Origin of the sequence: Caballeronia sp. AZ7_KS35 (genome assembly GCF_023631045.1) — a bacterium.
GTDB classification, from domain to species: domain Bacteria; phylum Pseudomonadota; class Gammaproteobacteria; order Burkholderiales; family Burkholderiaceae; genus Caballeronia; species Caballeronia zhejiangensis.
The window spans coordinates 100,880-122,344 of record NZ_JALQDV010000047.1 but is presented as its reverse complement, the minus strand read 5'-3'; the positions used below and the strand labels follow the sequence as shown (position 1 = coordinate 122,344).

Genomic DNA, 21,465 nt, shown 5'->3' with positions numbered 1-21,465 from the left:
TCGTGGCTCCTCATCGTCCGGCTGCGGGAACGTGGAGTTCCGCGCGACGCGGCACCTTCACGCCCGACTCTTCGAACACTTCCTGCCACAGCGCGATGGTCTTCGACAACGCGAACGTGTCGTTGACCGACGTCGCGCACAGCGCCATGCGATGACGTTCTGCGTCGTCCTTCATCAGCGATTCGAGCGACTTCGCGAGCGCGCTCGCATCGCCGACCGGGTTCACGAGCAGGCCGTTCATGCCGTGCGTGACGATCACGCGCGGACCCGAATCGCAGTCGTAGCTCACGGCCGCGCAGCCGCTCGCCATCGCTTCGACGAGCGTCATCGAGAAGCCCTCGAAGTGCGAACTCAGCACGTAGAGATCGGCGCGCTCGTACCAGTCCGCGACGTTGCCCGCGCGGCCAGGCAGAAACACGCGGCCGCGCAGCTTCGCCTCTTCGACACGGCGTTCGAGACTCGCACGCGCAAGCCCTTCGCCGACGATCACAAGATCCCATTGCGGCAGCGCGCCGGCAATCTTCCTGAACGCATCGATGAGACTGTCGAAACCTTTTTCGGGTGAGAGCCGTCCGACCGCGAGCAACAACTTGCGCCCGTCCTTCACGACGCTTTTCGGCTCGATGATCGGATTCGTTCGCGCGATAGGCAGCGTGAACGGCGGCGGAATCACCTTGACGTCTGTCGCGCGGCAATGCGTTTCGATCCAGTCGCGGGTTTCGTCGGTGAGCGCGACGACCTTGTCCGCGAAGCGATACGTCAAGAGCCGCAGACGCTCCCAGAACGGCGTGAGCGGCGCGCGCGGCGGATGCGTGTGCTCGCTCGCGATGATCTTGTACGGCAGCCCGATGCCCGCAAGCACGGCGAGCACGTTGGCCGTCGCCATGACGCCGAGCGCGACAGTAGGCTTCGTCTCGCGCAACACCTTGCGGAACGCGAGCACGCGCTTCGCGTTCGACATCAGCGTACGCACGAAGCCGCCGCCCTCGACGCCGCCCGCGAGCCCCAGCTCGAGGCGCTTCACGCCCGGATGAAACGGATAGACATCGCCTTCACCGGCTGTCAGCGTGACGACGGTCACTTCCCAGCCGAGCGCCGCCCACTCGTTCGCGAGATTGGCAGTGACGCGTTCAGCGCCGCCGCCGTGCATCGAGTAGATGAAAACGACTATTTTCATGCGGGCCTCGTCGCGAGTTCGGCTTCGACCGGCACGCGGCGCTGCGACAGAAAGCGGATGTACCACGGCATCGCGATCGCGAGTCCGTCGGCGAGCGGAATGGCGCTCGCATAGCCGAGCAGTTGCGCGGCCTTATCGACGTTCGCTTGCGAATGACGCACATCGCCCGCGCGGAACGGCGCATACACCGGGCTGCCTTCGTTGATGACGCCGTTATCCGCGAGCACGCGCTTCAAGCCGTCATAGAGCTGATTGAGCGTCGTGCGATCGCCGACCGCGACGTTGTAGACCTGATTGCGCGCTTGCGGCTCGGAGAGCGCAGCGAGGATGTTCATCTGCACCACGTTGTCGATGAAGCAGAAATCGCGGCTCGTTTCGCCGTCACCGTTGATCGTCACCTGTTCGTCGTCGATGAGCGCGGCCGTCCACTTCGGGATCACGGCCGCATACGCGCCGTCCGGATCCTGGCGCTTGCCGAACACGTTGAAGTAACGCAGACCGATGGCGTTCAACCCGTACGTGCGCGCAAAGACCGAAGCGTACAGCTCGTTGGCGTACTTCGTCACCGCATACGGCGAAAGCGGCTGGCCGATGCGATCCTCGACTTTCGGCAGGCCCGGATGGTCGCCATACGTCGAGCTCGACGCGGCGTAAGTGAAGCTCTCGACTTTCGCGTCGCGCGCGGCGACGAGCATGTTCAGAAAGCCGCTGATGTTGACTTCGTGCGTCGTGATCGGATCGTTCACGGAGCGCGGCACCGAGCCGAGCGCCGCTTCGTGCAGAACGTGCGCGACGCCTGTCACCGCGGTGCGGCAATCGTCGAGATTACGGATATCGCCTTCGATGAAGCGAAAGCGCGCCCATTGCGCGGGCGTCACGAGCGAGCGCACTTCATCGAGATTGCGTTGATGCCCGGTCGCGAAGTTGTCGAGCCCGACGACGTCCTGGTCGAGCTTCAGCAGCGCTTCGAGCAGATTCGAGCCGATGAACCCGGCGACGCCGGTAATGAGCCACTTCTGCGGCGTGCGCGTCAGTTGTTGACGGATCGATTCGTAACGATCAGACATGAAAGTCTCCAAATTTGCCGACGGGCGCGGCGTGTTCGCGGCGCTCGTCTTCGATCGCGATCGAGGGAACCAGCTCGCGATACACGGCGAGCGTCTTCTCGATGACGATGCGTTCGTCGAAATTCTTCAGTGCCTTCTCGCGCGCGGCGAGGCCCAGCTTTCTCGCGAGCGCGCGGTCGTCGTCGAGCTGGCGGATCGCATCGGCGAGCGCGCGTGCATCGCGCACCGGCACTTGCAAACCATCCACGCCCGACTCGCTGACCACTTCGCGGCAGCCCGGCGCGTCCGTCGTGATGAGCGGCAGCGCGCAGCCCGCGGCTTCGATCAGCGCTTTCGGCAAGCCTTCGCGATAGCTCGGCAGCACCATCACATCCACTTCCGTGAAGAGCTTCGGCATGTCGCTCACGTGACCGAGCCATTCGACGAGCCCTTCCTTCACCCAGCCCTGCACCATCGCCGTGCTCACCGATGCCGGGTTGCCGTCGTCGGGCGAACCCGCGAGCAGGAAGCGCACGGTGCGATTCTCGCGGCGCAGCATGCGCGCCGCCTCCACATATTCTTCGATGCCCTTGTCCCACACGAGCCGCGCCGCCAGCAGAATGCGCAGCGGCTTGGCCGCATCGTCCGGCGACGCCTCGCGCACCTTGAAGCGCGTCAGATCGACGCCCGATCCCTTGATCAGACGAATCGACTGCTTCTCGACGATGCGCGCGGCTTCGAACAGCTTGATGTCGTCCGGGTTCTGCAGGACGAGAATGCTGTCGCGGCCGTTCAGCGCCGAGCGCATCACCGTGCGCACGACCGGCTTCAAGATACGCGCTTTCAGATCGCGGCTCGTGAAGACGTAGCCCATCCCCGCGACCGCGTTCACGCGCGCCGGCACGCCTGCGAGCTTGCTCGCGAACGAGCCGTACACCGCGCTCTTGATCGTGAAGCCGTGCACCAGTTGCGGCTTTTCGCGCTGGAAGAAGCGCGCGAGCCAGAGCACGAGCGCCAGTTCGCGCAGCGGATTCAGACTGCGCCGGTTCATCGGCACCGCATGCCAGCGAAAACCCTGATCGCGCAGCTTCGGGCCGTATTCGCCGTCGGGTGACAACAGAATGACTTCGAAACCCGCGTCGCGCAGTTTGCGAGCGAACGAAAGCCGGAAATTAAACAGATACCAATCGGTGTTGGCGTACAGAACTACCTTGGGCATCTTCATTGCGAACTCCGAACGTCCGGTTGACATCGCCGCGGGCAACCCCCGAAATTCCGGGAGCCGAACCGCGGCGATGTTGTGCGACGGCCTGCACCGGTCAATGCCGATGCCACCGAACCTCAGAGACGCATGTCGCTCGCCTCGGGCGGCAGAACGTACTTGAGGTCGCACAGCACGTGCTGCGACTTGCCGTAGGCGTGAATGCCTTCCGCGCCTTCATCGGCGAACTGCTTGTGCGCCACCGCGAGCACGACCGCATCGTAGACGCCCTTGGCGGGCTGATCGATCGGATCGATGCCGTACTCGTGATGCGCCTCTTCCTTCGAGACCCACGGGTCGTACACGTCGACCTGGACGCCGTACTCCTTGAGATCGGCGATGATGTCGACCACGCGCGTGTTGCGCAGGTCCGGGCAGTTCTCCTTGAACGTGAGACCCATGATGAGCACGCGCGCGCCCGAAATGGCGATGTCGCGCTTGGTCATCGTCTTCACGAGCTGCGAGACGACATAGTTGCCCATGCTGTCGTTCAGGCGGCGCCCGGCGAGGATGATCTCCGGGTGATAGCCGATCGCCTGCGCCTTGTGCGTCAGGTAATACGGATCCACGCCGATGCAGTGGCCGCCGACGAGGCCCGGGCGGAACGGGATGAAGTTCCATTTCGTGCCGGCCGCGAGCAGCACGGATTCGGTGTCGATGTTCATCTTGTTGAAGATGATCGACAGTTCATTGATCAGCGCAATGTTCACGTCGCGCTGCGTGTTCTCGATCACCTTGGCCGCTTCGGCGACGCGGATGCTGCTCGCCTTGTGCGTGCCGGCCGTGATGATGCCGCGATAGAGCTCGTCGACGAAATCGGCCACTTCGGGCGTCGAGCCGGACGTGACCTTCTTGATGTCCGGCAGGCGGTGCGACTTGTCGCCCGGGTTGATGCGCTCGGGGCTGTAGCCGACGAAGAAGTCTTCGTTGAACTTCAGGCCCGACATCTTTTCGAGCACCGGGACGCACTCTTCTTCGGTCGCGCCGGGATAAACCGTCGATTCATAGATGACGACGTCGCCCTTCTTGAGCACGCTGCCGATGGTCGTCGATGCGCCGATCAGCGGCGACAGGTCCGGACGCTTGTAGTGATCGATCGGTGTCGGCACGGTCGCGATGAACACGGTGCAGCTGCGCAGGTCTTCTACATCGGCGCTGTACTGCATGAAGGTCGCGGAAGCCAGCTCGGCATCGTCGACTTCGAGCGTGACATCGCGCCCTTCGCGCAGCGCGTTGATGCGCGCACGATTGATATCGAAGCCCACGACGGGATGGCGCTTGCCAAATTCGACGGCGAGCGGCAGGCCAACGTAGCCCAATCCGACAATGCCGAGTTTCAACTCTTGCGGCGAGAACATATTCACTTCTCCTCGTTATGCAACTCAGGACGTTTATTTAGTACTGCTGTTCGATTCGGGGTCCAGCTGAAGCAAATGCCGGATGAGTCAGTCTCTAGTCTTCCTTGTCGGCCTTGTAGGCAGCGTAGGCGTAGCCGCCGTACTGGCGCGCCTGGGCATAGTTGCCGTAGTGCACCTTGAAGCCGTTGAGCAACACGCCGGTGACGCTTGCGCCCGATTGTTCGAGCCGCTTCACGGACTCCGAGATTTCCCCGGAACGCGTATCCCCATAACGCGCAACCAGGAAGATCGAGCCCGCGACGGGCGCCATGATCGCCGTGTCGGACACCGCCAGAATGGCCGGTGCGTCGAGCAGCACGATGTCGTATTCCGCCGATGCGCGATTCACCGATTCCGTGAATGCGTCCGACAAAAGCAGCTCGGCCGGGTCCGGCGGATAGAAGCCACACTGGACGAAGTCGAGATTGTTCAGCACCGAGCGATGCACGGTCTCTTCGAGCGTGGCCGAACCGTTCACGACATCCACGAGACCCTTGCCGCGCGGCAGGCCGAAGTACTGGTTCAGGTGGCCACGGCGCAGGTCGCAGTCGACGAGCAGCACGCGCTTGCCGCCGGCGGCGAGCAGCGTCGCCAGGTTCGCGGAGACGAACGACTTGCCGATGCCGGGCAGCGGACCCGCGAGCATCACGACGTTGTTCGGCGCATCCATCAAGGCGTACTGCAGGGACGAGCGCATCATGCGCAGGCCTTCCACAGCCGGATCGGTCGGGTAACGCGAGGCGAGCGCGAGCTGTTCCGGCTTCTTCTCGGCGATGCGCTTCGCGAGTTCCTTCTGACGCTCGCTGTCCGGAATCGTCGCGAATACCGAAAGACCCGTCTTCGATTCCAGTTCCTTCGGATCGAGCACGCCCTTGAACAGGAAGTCGCGAGCGAACGCCATCACGATGCCGAGGAACAGACCGATACCAGCCGCGATCACGAGCACCAGCGCCTTGACCGGCTTGACGGGACGCTCGGGCACTTCGGCGTGGTCGAGCAGCTCCACCGTCGGCGTGCGGCCGGCTTTGATGAGGCGCATCGTTTCAATGTTGTTGCGCAATGCCGAATAGACGTCGGTGCTCATGCGCACGTCGCGTTGCAAACGAAGCGCGCCCTGCTCGGCCTGCGGCATCGCCTTGACGCGCGCTGCCAGGTCGTTGATGTACTTCTCGGTCGCCGCGATCTGCTGGTCGATCACCACCACGCTCGGGTGCGAGGGCGAGAAGTGCACGGCCAGGTCGGCGCGACGGCGCTTCAGGTCGAGCAACTGCGCATCCGCTTGCGAAGCCTGCTGCATCACGATGCGGCCTTCTTCGTCCGGATTGAACAGCGTGCGGCTGTTGCGATACGCGTTGTAGTTGTCTTCGGCCGTTTCCATCTGACGCTTGGCGTCGGGAAGCTGCTGCTCGAGATATTCGAGCGACTTCTCGGCGTTGATCCCGCGACGATCGGCGTTCTGCTTCACGTACATGCGCGACAGTTCGTTGATCGTCGCCGCCACGAGCACCGGGTCCTTGCCTTCCAGTGTCGTGCTGATGACGCCCGACTTGTTGCCCTGCTCGGCGATCGCCAGCGAATTCTGCAGACGATCGATGGCGGACACGCGCGAGTTACGCGTCAGATCGAATTCGACGCCCTTCTCGCCGTGGATGAAGCCCACGAGCAGCGAGATGGGACCGGCGTCGGTGTCGAAACGCTGCACGCTGCCGACCTGGCCGCCGACGCCCGTTTCGACGCCCGGGCCGCGCACCTGATACTGGCCGTTGCCGAGATAGCGCAGCGTGTATTCCTTGCCTTCGTATTTCTTCGGCACGTCGAACGCGGATACGTCGATCGATTCGGCGCCCCATGCGTAACCGCCGCGGCCGAAGAGACCGGGAGTCGACGTTTCATCGTTCATGCGGGCGACCATGCCCCCGATGATCGGGAAGCGATGCGGCGCTGCCTGGATGTACAGCTTGAGCGCATCGACGACGGGACCGAGCACGAACTTCGATCCGATGACCTGGATCTCGCCTTCGGCCGTCGCACGCTGATCGAACAGCGTGGCCGCGGTCCGAACCATGTCGCGTGAGTCGGCCGGCTGTCCATTGCTCGAGTCGTCGACTCTGACGAGCATGCCGGCCTGATAAATCGGGGCCGAGAAATACGCGTACACTACCCCGATGCTGAAGACGACCGCCACGGTCGCCGCGATCATCTTCCAGTGACGGCCCAGCGTTTCGAGAATCGACGTCAGCTCGATCTCTTTCTCGCTCTCGGCCATTACGGCTGACGCCTGATTTTTAACTTTCATAGAACGTCTCGTTACAGGCTCTTATGGGACCGGCGCGGCAAGCGCACCGGATGCGGATCGAAACACCTGCGGCGCACCCCTAAGGGCGCAAACATCATTTCCTTATTCTTGAATTCAGGCCTGCATTCAGGGCCGTTAAAATCCCGCCCCGGCATTGCAGTCGTATTGAAACACACGACCCAAAAAAAGAGAAATTCCCACAGACGATTTTTGTTGTTTATCGAACCTTTCAGAGCGACCGAGTGTTCGCTTTCCCGCTTTTAAGAATTTAACGAGTATGCGGGCCATTTGAGCAAATCGAAAAGTAGCATAGGCCGCCTTGTTGTATGCGCGGCACCGCACATATAATCGCTATTAATCGAACTGCTAATTCTATGAAGAAAACCGGTTTAGCCTGGGTTCGATTTGCGGACATTTTTTCGCCTGCCGGGACGGGCTCGTCGGGCGTGTTGTGCCGGCAGCGCCGGCCCGCTGGGCTCTAACGCAGGGAAAAACGTACCGGCCCTCAGAAGAATATGCGCGCGAAGGTGGGCTTGCGTACGGACAAGGCGCGAATTTCAAAAGCGCGCATTAAGTCCTTTATATGGAATCCGTGTTTTAACGCGCTATTAATTTCGGGTTTGTATGAATAATCGGGGGAAGCCCCAATAAAATCGCAGTAGGCTCGGTTTCACACATTAAAGCGCCATAAATGCGTGGACAATGGCAGGGGTTGTACCTACCATAGGCTTTCGGGTATTGATATTCGAAAAGAGATGCGCCCTCTTCGTGAGTGAAAAAAATGTTAAACCTTGCGCTTGGCTTCATCAGTTCTTTCTGCATGACGCTACTTATAGTTCGATTCGCGGGACGCTACGGGGCGCTTTCCCTGGATCATGATTTGAACGGGGTTCAAAAGAACCATTCTCATCCGGTTCCGCGGGTCGGCGGCATCGCATTGATGGTCGCGGCCTGCGTGACGTTTCCCATCGCCGCGATCTTCGGCGGCAATCCGCGCGACGAGTCCCTTTTGCTGCTGCTTTGCGCAGCGCCCGCATTCGGAAGCGGCGTGATCGAAGACCTGACCAAGCGCGTGAGCGTGCGGGCGCGGCTCCTGAGCGCGATGCTGGCCGCGCTGCTCGGCGCGTTCATTCTCAACGGCGTCGTCGGCCGTGTGGATCTGCCGCTCGTCGATCCGATTCTCGCCGTCACGCCCATTGCGATCGGACTCACCGTGCTCGCGGTCGCCGGACTCACCAACGCGGTCAATATCATCGACGGTTTCAACGGACTCGCCGCCGTCGTGGCGATTCTGATCTTCGGTTCGATCGGCTATGTCGCGCATGAAGTCGGCGACCTGCTCGTGATGAGCACCGCGCTCACGATGATCGGCGCGATCGGCGGCTTCGCGATCTGGAACTATCCGGCTGCGTCGATTTTTCTCGGTGACGGCGGTGCGTATTTCATCGGCTTCACGATCGCCGAATTGCTCGTGCTGCTGGTCGCGCGGCATCCGAACGTCTGTGCGTGGTATGCAATGGTCGTCGCGATTTATCCGCTTTTCGAAACGCTCTTCTCGATCTACCGCCGCCGGATCGTGCGCGGGCGTCCGGTCGGCGCGCCCGACGGCATCCATCTGCACACGCTCATCTTCAAGCGAGTCGTGCGCAAAGGAACGGACCCGCGTCAGCGTCAGCGCAGAAACGCGCGCACGTCGCCGTATCTGTGGGTGCTGAGCATGATCGGCATCGTGCCCGCGTCGCTCTTCTGGCACAACCCGGTGGTGCTCGCGGTGACGGCGGTCGTGTTCGCGGTGGCGTACGTCTGGCTCTACACGGCGATCGTGCGGTTCAAGACGCCGCGATGGCTCCTCGGCAGTCAGCGGCGCAGCGTCGTTGCCAGCGCGGTTGCCGAGCAGACGACACATCACAAGTGATCCTGAGCAGTTCGTAGGAACGTAATCACGAAAGGCCCCGGTCGAATCGACCGGGGCCTTTTAGTTTTAGCGATGCAGTCAAGCGGTGAAGCAGCGATGCACTGAAGCCTGAGCAGTGAGGCGCGTGCAATCGACGCATAAAAAAAGGCCTTGATCGCTTCCGATCAAGGCCTTCGTCATTCGAACCGCGTCGAGCGCGGCGCATTCGATATCAGCTTGCGACGCTCGCGAGATCCGCCGTGCGCGACGCGAAGAGCGGGATCGACGATGCCTGCTGGTGCTCGAGCCACTGCTGGAACATCAGCACGTTCCACAACTGACGATGCCAGTTCTGCTCGCCCGACAGATGCTGCTGCCATTTCGCGCGCACCGTGGCGGCGTCGAAGAAGCCCTCGCGACGCAGCCGCGACGCATCGAGCAAGGCCTCCGCCCAGTCGCGCAGCTCGCCGCGCAGCCAGTGCGTGATCGGCACGCCGAAGCCCTGCTTGGGCCGCTCGATCATCGCGCGCGGCACATGGCGATAGAGCACCTGGCGCAGCGCCCATTTGGTCTGTCCGTCGCGCACTTTCATCGATTGCGGCAGACGCCACGCGAACTCCACGACGCGATGATCGAGGAACGGCACGCGCGTTTCGAGCGACACGCCCATCGCGGCGCGATCGACTTTCGTGAGAATGTCGTCGGGCAGATAGGTAATCATGTCGAGCGCCATCATGCGCTGCACGTCGTCGAGGCCGGTGAAGGCCGGCGCATTGCCGGTCATCAGCGTGGGCGGCTGGTATCCGCCGATCACGAGCGCGGCGGGGTCGTTCCATTGCGACATGAGATGCAGATACACCTCGTCGCGCGACTGGCACGACAGCAGTTCGGCGCCCTTGTGCAGCTTGTCGCCGACCTTCACGCCGCGCAGCGACGACGGCAGAATCGGCTCCATCAGGCCCGCCATGCTGTTCCAGCGCTTCGGCGAGATTCCGGCTATGCCCGATGCCGCCAGCTTGCGCAACGGCGCCGGCATCATCGTCATCTTGTCCCACATGCCCGGCGCGGTCTTGTAACGCTGATAGCCGCAGAAAAGCTCGTCGCCGGCATCGCCGGACAGCGAGACCGTGACGTGCTGCCGCGCGAGTTGCGAGACGAGGAACGTCGGCACCTGCGACGAATCAGCGAACGGTTCGTCGTATAGCTCCGGCAGACGCGGGATCACATCGAGCGCCTGGCGCGCCGTCACGTACATCTCGGTGTGCTCCGTGCCGAGATGCCTGGAGACGGCCTTCGCGAGCTTGGCTTCGTCGAAATCGCTTTCGTTGAAGCCGATGGTGAAGGTCTTCACCGGACGCGACGACTGCTTCTGCATCAGCGCGACGATCGTGGACGAATCCACGCCGCCCGACAGAAACGCGCCGAGGGGCACGTCGGAAAGCATCTGCTGACGGATCGCGTCCGTGAGCAGATGCTCGAGTTCATCGACGGCGTCTTCGGCGCTGCCCGCGAAACCGCGTGCGGATCCGTTGACCGCCGCATCGACGCCCGACCAGTACGACCACACGCGCGGCTCGCGCCGTTCGAGCGAGACGGTGAGCATCTTGCCCGGTTCGAGCTTGCGGATGCCCTCGAAAATGGAATACGGCGACGGCACGCAGCCGTGGCGGATTTGCAGCGTCAACGCGCCGCGATCGACGTTGTTCTCGAACGCGGGATGCTCGCGCAGCCCTTTGAGCTCGGAGCCGAACAGGAACGCGGCTTCCTCGCCCTGCCCTTGCCAGCCGTAGTAGAGCGGCTTTTCGCCGAGCCGGTCGCGCGCGAGCGTGAGCTGGCATTCCTGCCGGTCCCACACCGCGAACGCGAACATGCCGACCGCGCGCTCTATCGTCGCCTGAATGCCCCACGCATCGAAGCCCGCGACAAGCGTCTCGGTGTCGGAGCTGCCGCGCCACGCGGGCGCGCGTTGCGTGTCTTCGAGCTCGTCGCGCAGGTCGAGATGGTTGTAGATCTCGCCATTGAACGCGATGACATATCGCCCGCTGCCCGACGCCATCGGCTGATGTCCCGCCGACGACAGATCGATGATCGCCAGCCGCCGATGACCCAGCGCGATGCCGCGCAGATCATCGGTCCAGTCGCCCGCGTCGTCGGGGCCGCGATAGGCGATGGCGAGCGCCATCTTCCGCACCGTTGTCTTCGAGTCGCCCGCGCCGAAGCCGCGTCCACCCAGAAAGCCGACGATACCGCACATATTGGTTCTCCTTACGATCCGGCCATAGGCCGCGCTTATGCGATGCTCATTTCTCTTCGACGAGCCGCAGGTAGATATCTTCGAAACGCTCGCGCGCGCGCATCATCGTGAATTCGGCGTGGATGCGCGCTTTCGCCATCTGACCGAGACGAAGGCGCTCGTCGGGTTTCATGTCGACGATGCGATCGAGTCCCGCCGCGAGCGCGTCGCTGTTTTCCTTCTCGACGACCACGCCCGTATTCGCGACGAGCATGGCCGCGTCGCCCACGTCGGTGACGACGCACGGAAGCGCCATCGCCATCGCTTCGCCGACGACATTCGGAAATCCTTCGGTGCGCGACGACAGGCAGAACACATCCATCGCCGACAGGCACGCGGGCACGTCGCGCCGCTCGCCGAGCAGCACGAAGCGCGATGCGAATCCCGTCTGCGCGATCCAGTCCGCGAGCTCGCGATTGTTCGCGTCGAGATCGCGGCCGACGAGCATGAAGCGCACATCGGGATGACGCGCGGCCAGCATGCCCGCCGCGCGCACGAAATTCTGGTGATCCTTCACCGGATGAAAGCGTCCGAGCACGCCGACGACGACGTCGCGCTCGCCGAATCCGCATTGCTCGCGGATCGCGCTGCGTTGCTCCGGCGTGGCGCACAGGCGCGCGACGTCGAAGCCGTTCGGCACGACCATCATGCGGCTCGCGTCGTAGCCGACCGACACATGCGCGCGGCGCGACGCCTCGGCCGCGCAGACGATCGTCTGCGGCACGTAGTACGACAGCCACGCGCAAATCTTGCGCAGCAGCACAGTCACGCGCGAGCCGCCCGATCGGACATCGGTGGTGCGCACGCCCCAGACGATGCGCTTGTGCGCCGCGATCCGTCCGGCGAGCCCGCCGAGAAAGTCGGCGTGATACATCCACGTCTGAATGATGTCGGGGCGTTCTTCGCGGATCAGTTTCACGAGGCGCATCAACGCGCGCGGAAAGCCGAGCGGGGATTTCATGCCGAGGCTATGAACGTCGATGCCGCGCGCGGCGAGTTCTTCGCCGATCTTGCCGGTGGTCGTCAGCGAGCAGACGACGTGACGAAATCGCGGATCTTCGATGTGCGACTCGATGAGGCGCTGAAGCATACGTTCAGCGCCGTCCGCATTGAGCGCAACGATGACATGGAGAAGCTTCATGGTCCCGGCTGCCGTTTTTCTACGATGGGCCCGTCTCCAGGCAACCGACGCGCGCGTCGCTGGCGGCAATGCTTGTGCTGACGGGTGTGTTTTATGACGATGGGCTGCCTCGCCGGGGCACGCTCCGGCGAGTCATCAATGTAAGCCGGCGCGGTGGCACGCACTGTGCGACGTGCCACACGCCGGTTCTCCTGTCCGCGCGCGTCCTGCGGGCGTCAGGCGCGCCTCATCGCACCGCGCCACGGATTCCATTTGCGAAGCTGCGTCTTGAGATCGATGACCGTGATCCCGCCGACCGCATTCCACGTATGCAACCCCTGATGACCGCGCGGCGGCGTGCGAACCGACACCGTGCGCTCGGCATAGGTCGTCGTCGTGAGCTCGGTGATCTCGCGGAACGTCAGCGCCGCGCCGTATTCGCGCTCGCAATTCTGCGCGGGGCGAATCAGGCGGTTCTGGCCGTCCTTGAACAGGTTGCCCGCCATGCGCGCGAGGCGGCAGTCGGAAACGACCGGGTTCATCGGATGCGCGGTCCATTCGCCGAACGGGCTGTCGGAATAGAAAATCGACAGTTCGTCCCAGTTCGATCCGCCGTCCTCCGTCATGCTCGTGAACATCCACCATGTCTTGCCGTCGTGATGGAGCGTCGTATCGGCGGCGACGACATCGCGCATGATCACCTTGTGCAGCACCCATTCCGTCGGGAACGACGCCGCGCGGTACATCTCGATCGTGCGGTTGCCACAGGTCTCCGGAATCATGAAGACCTCGCCCTCATGCTCGAAGAGGAACGGATACGACAGGTGATAGTTCTTGTCGAGCACGACGCGCGGCGTCTCTTGCCAAGTCTGCGTGGCCGGATCGAACGCGATATGGCTGATCGTGCCGCGATTCGTGTCGTAGGGCAGGCTTTCGAAGAACAGGTGATAGTCGCCGTTCTTGCCGCGCCAGAGGAACGGATCGGCATGGAACTGCGACGTCATGCCGGGAAGCGTCACCCAGTTGCGGCTTTCGTCGCCGTCCGCGGACGGGGCATCGGTGCGCCGATACGCCAGGACCCAGTGTCCGCGCTGAACCAGCAGCTTGAGCGGCTGATTCAGCACTTTGCGGCCGAGATGGCGCAGCGCGAAGCACGCCGAAGTGAAACCCGACAGACGCGCGGGCCGAGCCTTCGGCTTGACGAGCGGAAGATCGCGCAGCGGCGGGTTCGCGTCGAGCCGCTTCTGCGCCCGGTCGACGAGAACGGCGACGCGCTGCAGGCTCGTCTGCAACGACTTCAGGAAGAAAAGCTTCTCCGGTATCGCGACATACGACTCGGCGAGCAGTCGCATTTCGCCGGAGTCGGGGGACTTCCAGACGGCCTGGATATGTGGCGTTCGGCACTGAAGCAGCGCTTTCCACAGCGCCTCGATGTTCTCGTGGCCGTCGTACAGGACGGTGATTGGAGCACGAACGTGAGCGCGTCGCGGTGTCTCTTCGGGGTCGCCGTAGAGCCGCTTCTCGATGCGCGTCCACCATTCAAGCACGGAAGGATATGCGGGTTGCGCCATTTTCTTTTCCCTCAGACAGCAGCGGATTCGCCAGTCGATAGAATTGAAATCTTTAGCTAAGCGCTTAACTGTCTTTTATATGTGTTGTGTTCCGGCGCTTTCGAAATGATGAACCTACATTTCATGATGATGCCGGCGAAGAAAGACTAGAGTCTGGGGCACGTGACTGCGGTGCGCTATCGCACACAGTTGCGACAGCTAAATAATGCGAGGATTTTGAACGGCTGTGCCGGAATGGCTGCGCAGTGCGATGGCCGGCACGCCTGGCGCTGGCCACGGGCCGATACGGAGGGAGACCTAACTTGTTGGCGGATCAGGAAATTTTGTCGCGGATCAAGGCTCGTCGCGGCGCACGGCGACCTCGCGCCTGCGATACCACGTAGGCCGCTTATGAGCCGGCTTGCTCATTTCATCTGCCTTATGTTTGGAAGAAGGCGAAAAGATAATTTCGAACACGGCCAGCAAAGCGAGGCCGATTATTGCGAAAAAAACAATTGCGCCTATAACACCGCCTACAGACATGCTTCCTCCGCGCTCGTACGCGTTGAATCAAGCATTAGATAAAACCTGCCGCTGAAAGTTTTGGCCGAATGAAATTTTGATTTATTCGCGGATTATATCACATCGGAAATCGGCCAATTTCCGCGTGACGGACCTATGTGGATGATTTTCGGACGGATGCGGCCCGCGCAAATCCCTGAACAAAAGGGTGAAAGCGCATCTTTTCCGTGGACCGCTCGCCGGGCAGCGCGGCCGCGCGGGCGGTCGAACGGCATAGTGCGGCGCGGGCCGGGGACGCGCATCGACCGCTGCGACGCGAAGGCCGGCGCGATTTATTCGGAGACCGATGCAGAGCGTATTACACGTCGAGATGCGGATTTCGAAAGACAACGGCGCGTCATTCGAATGCGCGCGTCGATATTCCCGATTTGCCGCCAGTCGTCTCGCCTATTTGACCGACGATTAACCGATCATTTCAGCAAGTAAGAAAGCGCGTTTCACGCGAGCCCCTCTTTTTCCGCGGGTTTGTCGGACGTTGTCAAGAGAATGTCCGCTACCGCCAATAAGGAAAGGCCGACCACCGCCACGAACCCGACGGTTCCGGCGAATAGGCTGACGAGCTTCATGGTTTCCTCCGCCAGTCAAAGGGCGAATGCTTCCGTTGCTCAAGCTGCCGCTCGCGTCCGACGATACTCGCCGGTGCGCCTGGCAACCGTCCCAACGCTAGCATAGGCATAAGTTCGCCGGAAAAGTATTCATTTCGTGGCGAAACAGGTGCCTTCGCGATTTGCGCAGACGAAAAAAGCCTCGATGCGACCGATCGGCGACCCGATTCAGCGCCCGCGCCTGCCGGCGCCGGCCGTCATGGCCGCATCGGCGTCGCCGTTTTTCCACACGTGCCGCGCCGGCTCCCGGCTGCCGCCCATCGCGCGGGTCAGGATCGCGCGTGTGCCAGGCGTCGCACTGACTTGCGCGAGTTGAGGCGCATCGATCCACAGCAACTCATGGAATCGCGCGCCGGCTTTCGGCCGCAGATGCACCTCGTCCGGTATCGCAATGCGAAAAACATGATGCAGATGATGCGCCGACGCCTGCTGAAACAGAAACGCCGCAGCGCTCGCCTCGACGCCGGTGTCTTCGTGCAGCGCTCGGATCGCTGCAACAATCGTCAATTCGTCGTATGCCACCGCTCCGCCCGGCAGAAGCCACGGTCCGCCACGCTCCCGGACCAGCAGCACTGACTGGCGACGAACCAGCAGCACGGTTGCTCGTTCTCTCATCCCCGTCTCCGTGTTGCACCCCAATTCGTTATTGGATCGATGCTGCGATACGGCGCGCGGCGTGCCATTTTGATTTCACCGTCGCGTCGAACCTGAGCGTGAATTGACGTGCACGTTCGATCTTCACAGGCTTTGTCGCGCTTCGCAATGCGTGATGTCCCACGTATGTGCGCTGCACGACGAGGCTGGCCGGCAAAAAATGCCCGCCTTTGCGAGACTTTGGGAGTGGACTCGAGCTGCGGAGTTCCGCTGGACTGGCGGATGGCGGAGGAAAAGTCGACGCGGCCGCGCGGGTCGATGCGCGCGGCCGGCAATGCTCGACGCGATTGCGTCAGGCGCCGAACGCCGGATCGCTCATGCTGTCGCGCCCGGTTTCGACGTGACCCGCGAGACGGCGCAGGAACGCGGAATCGGTGTCGACCGTGATTTCGATGTCATACCAGCCGTGCGCGTCGCGCAGATCGACGTAGAGCTGCTCCGTGTCGCCGCCCCGCACGCGCCGCGTGATCGTCTTCGATGGATCGTAGGCATTCTTCACGCTGAAGGTGCATGCCGCGGTTCCGCGGTTCGCGAGCCGCAGTTGCAGGTTGCCGTTGGCGACGTCGTAGCCTTCGGCGACATCCGGCGCGGCCTGCTCGCGCGACCACCAGTGCGACTGCGCGCTCGCCTTGCCCGCGATCCGCCGCAGAAAGCCGTTCGGGCCGTGCACGACGAAATCGAAGCTGCCGTCCGCGTTCGCCGCGACGCTGTCCGCGAGACGCTTGCGCGCTTCGACCGTATAGGTGCGAGGCGCATCCGCGCTCGCATTGCGATACAGCAGAAAGACCGCGCCCGCGCGTCCGGTGTTGACGAAGTCGAACGAGACGGCGTCCTTCGACGCATCCGGGCGCGCGCGCACGAAAAGCTCGTACGGCAATGCGCGCGCGGCGCGCACGCCGGACTCCTGCTTCGGCAGCGCCTGCGCGGCGGGCGGGACAGGCACATAGTCGGGATGGCGCTGCTTGTCGGGCGGAACGTAGCCGCTCGTCGCCGGCAGCGTCGGCATCGCGCTATTCGGATTGCGGAAGTCGAACGCGGACGTCAGATCGCCGCAAATCGCGCGACGCCACGGCGAGATGTTCGGCTCGGCGAGGTTGTGCGCGCGCCCGAAGCGTTTCTGGATGAAGCGGATCACCGAGGTATGGTCGAAGGTTTCGGAGCATACCCAGCCGCCTTTGGACCAAGGCGACACGACGAGCATCGGCACGCGCGCGCCCAGGCCGTAGGGGCCGCTCGCGTATTTCGCGCTGCCCGGAAAGATCTCCGCGCTGGTATCGACCGTCGAAAGACCGTTCGCGCTCGACGTCGGCGGAAACGGCGGGACGAGGTGATCGAAGAAGCCGTCGTTTTCGTCGTAGTTGATGAGCAGCGCCGTTTTGCTCCACAAATCCGGATTCGACGTCAGCACCTGCAACACCTGATCGATATACCAGGCGCCGTAGTTCGCGGGCCAGTTCGGGTGCTCGGAAAACGCCTCGGGCGCGACGATCCACGAGACTTGCGGCAGCGTGCCCGCCGCCACATCGCGCTTCAGGATCGAAAAGTAGTCGTCGCCGGCGACCGCGTTCGTGCCGCGACGCGCCTTTTCATACAGCGGACTGCCGGGCTGCGCATTCTGATACTGCTTGAAGTACAGCAGCGAATTGTCGCCATAGTTGCCGATGTACGCGTCGTCGGTCCAGCCCCACGAATTCTTCGCGTCGAGCCCCGTGCCGATGTCCTGATAGATCTTCCACGAGATGCCCGCGCGCTCCAGCACTTCGGGGAACGTGGACCAGCCGTAGCCGGCTTCCGCGTTATCGACGACCGGGCCGCCGCCGGTGCCGTCGTTGCCGACATAGCCCGTCCACATGTAGTAGCGGTTCGGATCGGTCGATGTGTTCGTCGAGCAGTGATACGCGTCGCAGATCGTGAAAGCGTCGGCGAGCTGATAGTGGAACGGGATGTCGTCGCGCTGCAGATACGCCATCGTCGTCGTGCCCTTGAACGGCACCCATTGGTCATAGCGGCCGTCGTGGAACGCGCCCTTCCCGTCCGTCCATCCGTGCGGCAAATCCTGCAGGAACTGCAGGCCGAGATTCGCGGCGTCCGGGTGGAACGGCAGCACTTCGCCCGCACCGGACGCGATCGGCTGATTGAACACCGGCTTGCCGTTGGGCAGCGTCACGGCGGTCTTGTCGCCGAAGCCGCGCACGCCGCGCATGGTGCCGAAGTAGTGATCGAACGAGCGGTTCTCCTGCATCAGCACGACGATGTGCTCGATGTCCTCGATCGATCCATGACGGTTGTTCGCGGGAATCGCGAGCGCCTGGCGAATGCCGAGCGGCATCACGTTCAGTGCGGCGGTCGCGCCTGCGGCCTGGGCGGCCGCGCGCAGAAAGTCACGACGGTTCGTGTTTTTCATTCGTTTTGCGGGAAGTAAATGGATGGGTCAGTCAACCGTGTGAATCACCGGTGTCGCGAGCGGTTCCGACGCGGCTCGCGCTATCGCGGGCTGCGCCGCTTCATCGGATGCGCCTCCTGTGGCCTGTTTCGCCCAATTCTGAAGCTCGCTCGTCGCGGATGGGCCGGATGTCGCGGATGTTTCGGACGATACGTCGCGCGTGAGCCCGGCGGAGGCCGATGATTCCGTGTCCCGCTCGCCGCAACCGCAAACGATTGCACTGGCGCAAACGACGAGACACGCCACGAGCGCGTGACGGCATGCAACAGTGGACATCGGGTTCTCCGGCTTCGGTCGCAGATCGATACAGCGCTGCGAAGCTTAGCCACGGCTTGTGTAAGCAATATGACCGGTCCGCGATACCATAGGCCGCGTATCGACAACAGGACGAAAAGAGCGTGATACAGCGTGACGATGCAAACGGGGAACTTCGCAGACAGGCGCTTCTGCTCGCGATGGCGCTATCGCTCGGCAGCGCCATCGCGCTCGGGCTCGCGCGCTTCTCCTACGCGCTGCTGCTTCCGCCGATGCGGCTCGACCTCGCGTGGAACTTCGCCCAGGCTGGCGCGATGAATACGGCGAATGCGTTCGGCTACCTGCTCGGCGCACTCGCGTTCTCACGATTGTCGATGCGCGCGCCGTCGCGCACGCTGTTCGTCGCGGGCTGCGCGCTCACCGTCGTCCTGATGGCGGCGAGCGGCACGACGACCGATACCGACGCCCTGCTCACGTTACGCGTCGCGACGGGAATCGGCAGCGCGCTCGTCTTCGTGAGCGGCGGCGTGCTGGCGGCACGGCTCGCATCGATGTCGCCGCGCGACGCCGGACTCGTCATCGGCTTGTATTACGGCGGCACGGGCTGGGGCATCGTGATCTCGTCGATACTCGTTCCGCTGACGGTCCTGCCGGTCGCGCACGGCTGGCGCGTCGCGTGGTTCGCGCTCGCCGCGGGTTGCGCGGCGTGTTCCGGCGCCGCCGTCTGGGCCGCGCGGCGTATCGAATCCGCGCAGCCTGTTTCGGCGACGCGTCAAGGTACGGACAGCGCCGCGGGCGCGCCGGTTCGGCGGCGGCGTTTCGCGCTCGCGCTCGCCGGATACGGGTGCTTCGGTATCGGCTATATCGGCTACATGACGTTCATCGTCGCCCTGCTTCGCAACGCAGGCATGAGCGCGGCGGTCGTGATCGGCTTTTATATCCTGCTGGGCGTGGCGACGGTCGTATCGGCGCGGATGTGGTCCGGGCTGCTCGATCGCATGCGCGGCGGTCAGGCGCTCGCGATCCTCAACGGACTGCTCGCCGCCGCAACGCTCATTCCCGCGATGTTCGCGCATCCGCTGGCGGCGTTCGTCTCGGGTACGTTGTTCGGCGCGACGTTTTTATCGGCGGTGGCATCGACGACGGCTTTCGTGCGGCACAATCTGCCGGCGAATCAGTGGCCGCGTGGGATCAACGCGTTCACGATCGTGTTCGCGCTGGGGCAGATCGTCGGTCCGGTCGTGATCGGACGGGTGTCGGACAGCGCCGGGCTCACTCGCGGACTCGTTTATTCGGCGCTCATGCTGGCTGCCGGCGCGGTGCTCGCGGGCTGTCAGAAAACCTTGCTGAATAGACAGGATGGCTGAGAAATTCTCGACACTTCGCGCAGATCAGATTCGGTTGCCCGCACGCGCCTTCTTCATCTTCGCGTAGACATGCGAGCAGAAGGCGTCGGCGACCACGCGATTGACGGTGAGAATGTTGTCGGCGCTCAGGCTCTCGCGTGAAACGCCCTGCTTCTCGATGAGCCGCTGCGGAATCAGCTGGCTCACGAACGAGTGACACAGTTCCTTGCGTGCCGGCGCATCGACGGATTCGAAGTACTCGCGGCCGGCGCGGATCTCCTCGCTCATCTTGGCTTTGGCCGTATCGTTCTGAACCTGAATGCTGGCTTCAAGATGCGCCTGCGCCGTATCGCGCGAACGGCGGTCCTTCTTGTCGTCCTCGAGTTGCTTCGCCTTGATCGACGCCATCTTCCGGTCCGCTTCGCCGATGCGGTAATTCCCTTCCAGCGCCTTGAACAGATAGCCGCGCGGGCTGACCGTCACCTTGCCTTCGTTGAGCTTGTATCGCGTGTATTCGATCGCCTGTTCGAGCCGCTCGTCGGTCCACACGTCGCGCCGCTTCGCGAGGCGCTCGAAGTCGGGGGTATCGAAAGCGAATTCGTTGTGCAGAAGCAGATACATCGAATCCTGAATGCCGGCGCGCGCCGCGTCGGCGCCCTGCTTCTTCGTGAAGCGGAAACGGATTTTCAGCTTGTCCGCCGGAACGCGATCGGCATTGGGCTCCCAGCTGACATCGAAATCGGAGACTTCGTTGAGCTGGTCGATGGCGGGCTCGAGGAACCGCTTCTTGAATTCCTTCACTTCCTTGCGCGATTCGCCGACCTTGCCGGGCCATTCGAGCACGTCTTCGAATGCGAACCACTCGGTCACACCGTGGCCTTCGCACGGAATGAGGCGGTCGTAAATCGCGCGGGCGAGCGAAAGCGAAAAAGCCGTCGATGCGCGCAGGCTCAGCCAATGCGCCTTGTACGGGCTGATCAGATATTTGATGACCCGCCCGGCAAGCAGGACGCACACGACGTTGCGCTCGATGTAGCAGTCACCCAGCAAACTGATGGTGCCCCACGAGTCCTTCTCGGTCAGTTCCTCGATCGACGGCGCGGTCATGATTTCGACGCGCGCCCGGGCCGCGGCTCGCATCTGCGCGATCAGATGACTGTGGTTGCGGCTGTCGTAGCGCATCAACCACTTGAAGTAGTTGACGTCGGCCGTGAACGTATAGACCTTGTCGTCGATGAGTTCTTCGGGCGCCTTCGTCGCAACGATGAAGTACGCCGCATCGAGCACGCGCCGCGCGGCGATGCCCAATCCGCCGACCCGCGTGAAGATGTTGTTGCGCAGGAAACCGATGTCCCTCGTCGACTCGCAGATCGCCGATCCCTGCGCGGACATGTCTTCGTAGATGTCCAGCGCCAACTGCTGCGGTGTGACAGTGAGGTCTTGGTTTTCCATGCTTCCGATTCGGCTTCGATCCCCGGCACTCTATCAGGCGAGCGAGGGGTGTCAACACAAAAACCACCCCGCTCCTGCTTGACGTTATCCGCAC

14 protein-coding genes are annotated in these 21,465 nt (G+C 62.9%); 2 read left to right on the top strand and 12 right to left on the bottom strand.

Features of this window, described 5'->3' with window-relative positions:
* Positions 1-10 precede the first annotated feature (10 nt).
* The 5 genes from NCT05_RS29370 to NCT05_RS29350 all read right to left on the bottom strand — a co-directional run bounded on the left by NCT05_RS29370 (position 11) and on the right by NCT05_RS29350 (position 7,177).
* Positions 11-1,177, bottom strand: a complete 1,167-nt coding sequence (locus NCT05_RS29370; protein WP_008346175.1) for a glycosyltransferase family 4 protein — start codon at positions 1,175-1,177, stop codon at positions 11-13.
* Complete coding sequence (locus NCT05_RS29365; RefSeq protein WP_250441632.1) at positions 1,174-2,244, bottom strand: SDR family oxidoreductase; 1,071 nt, start codon at positions 2,242-2,244, stop codon at positions 1,174-1,176. The genes NCT05_RS29370 and NCT05_RS29365 overlap by 4 nt, the downstream gene beginning before the upstream one ends.
* Entirely contained in the window at positions 2,237-3,448 is a 1,212-nt protein-coding gene (locus tag NCT05_RS29360) for a glycosyltransferase family 4 protein (RefSeq protein WP_008346171.1), read from the bottom strand. Before NCT05_RS29360 ends, NCT05_RS29365 begins: the two co-directional genes overlap by 8 nt.
* A gap of 116 nt (positions 3,449-3,564) precedes the next feature.
* Positions 3,565-4,842, bottom strand: a complete 1,278-nt coding sequence (gene tviB / locus NCT05_RS29355; RefSeq protein WP_008346170.1) for a Vi polysaccharide biosynthesis UDP-N-acetylglucosamine C-6 dehydrogenase TviB — start codon at positions 4,840-4,842, stop codon at positions 3,565-3,567.
* Between the two features lie 94 nt (positions 4,843-4,936).
* Positions 4,937-7,177 carry a polysaccharide biosynthesis tyrosine autokinase gene (locus tag NCT05_RS29350; protein WP_033536895.1) on the bottom strand — a complete coding sequence of 747 codons (2,241 nt, stop codon included), beginning with the start codon at positions 7,175-7,177 and terminating at the stop codon, positions 4,937-4,939.
* A gap of 781 nt (positions 7,178-7,958) precedes the next feature.
* Here NCT05_RS29350 and NCT05_RS29345 point away from each other — a divergent pair.
* Entirely contained in the window at positions 7,959-9,092 is a 1,134-nt protein-coding gene (locus NCT05_RS29345; protein ID WP_033536894.1) for an MraY family glycosyltransferase, read from the top strand.
* 211 nt (positions 9,093-9,303) lie between these two features.
* On the opposite strand, the gene asnB is transcribed toward NCT05_RS29345, so the two are convergent.
* From asnB to NCT05_RS29320, 6 genes are all read right to left on the bottom strand, one after another.
* Positions 9,304-11,325 carry an asparagine synthase (glutamine-hydrolyzing) gene (asnB, locus tag NCT05_RS29340; RefSeq protein WP_250503814.1) on the bottom strand — a complete coding sequence of 674 codons (2,022 nt, stop codon included), beginning with the start codon at positions 11,323-11,325 and terminating at the stop codon, positions 9,304-9,306.
* A 46-nt stretch (positions 11,326-11,371) separates the two neighbouring features.
* Positions 11,372-12,505 carry a glycosyltransferase family 4 protein gene (locus NCT05_RS29335; protein WP_008346158.1) on the bottom strand — a complete coding sequence of 378 codons (1,134 nt, stop codon included), beginning with the start codon at positions 12,503-12,505 and terminating at the stop codon, positions 11,372-11,374.
* A 215-nt stretch (positions 12,506-12,720) separates the two neighbouring features.
* Positions 12,721-14,055, bottom strand: a complete 1,335-nt coding sequence (locus NCT05_RS29330; RefSeq protein ID WP_175980294.1) for a glucosamine inositolphosphorylceramide transferase family protein — start codon at positions 14,053-14,055, stop codon at positions 12,721-12,723.
* A 998-nt stretch (positions 14,056-15,053) separates the two neighbouring features.
* The gene (locus NCT05_RS36870; RefSeq protein WP_275446092.1) at positions 15,054-15,182 is read right to left on the bottom strand and encodes a hypothetical protein; all 129 of its coding nucleotides are present in this window, start codon (positions 15,180-15,182) and stop codon (positions 15,054-15,056) included.
* A 207-nt stretch (positions 15,183-15,389) separates the two neighbouring features.
* Positions 15,390-15,836 (bottom strand): NUDIX domain-containing protein, encoded by a 447-nt coding sequence (locus tag NCT05_RS29325; protein ID WP_250503813.1) that lies wholly within the window; start codon positions 15,834-15,836, stop codon positions 15,390-15,392.
* A gap of 331 nt (positions 15,837-16,167) precedes the next feature.
* The gene (locus tag NCT05_RS29320; protein ID WP_175980295.1) at positions 16,168-18,279 is read right to left on the bottom strand and encodes a phosphocholine-specific phospholipase C; all 2,112 of its coding nucleotides are present in this window, start codon (positions 18,277-18,279) and stop codon (positions 16,168-16,170) included.
* A gap of 494 nt (positions 18,280-18,773) precedes the next feature.
* Between NCT05_RS29320 and NCT05_RS29315 the strand changes: the two genes are divergently transcribed.
* Positions 18,774-19,940 carry a YbfB/YjiJ family MFS transporter gene (locus NCT05_RS29315; protein ID WP_250503829.1) on the top strand — a complete coding sequence of 389 codons (1,167 nt, stop codon included), beginning with the start codon at positions 18,774-18,776 and terminating at the stop codon, positions 19,938-19,940.
* Between the two features lie 24 nt (positions 19,941-19,964).
* Here the strand turns inward: NCT05_RS29315 and NCT05_RS29310 are convergent, their stop codons facing one another.
* Entirely contained in the window at positions 19,965-21,371 is a 1,407-nt protein-coding gene (locus NCT05_RS29310; RefSeq protein ID WP_008346150.1) for a replication initiation protein, read from the bottom strand.
* Positions 21,372-21,465: the final 94 nt, after the last annotated feature.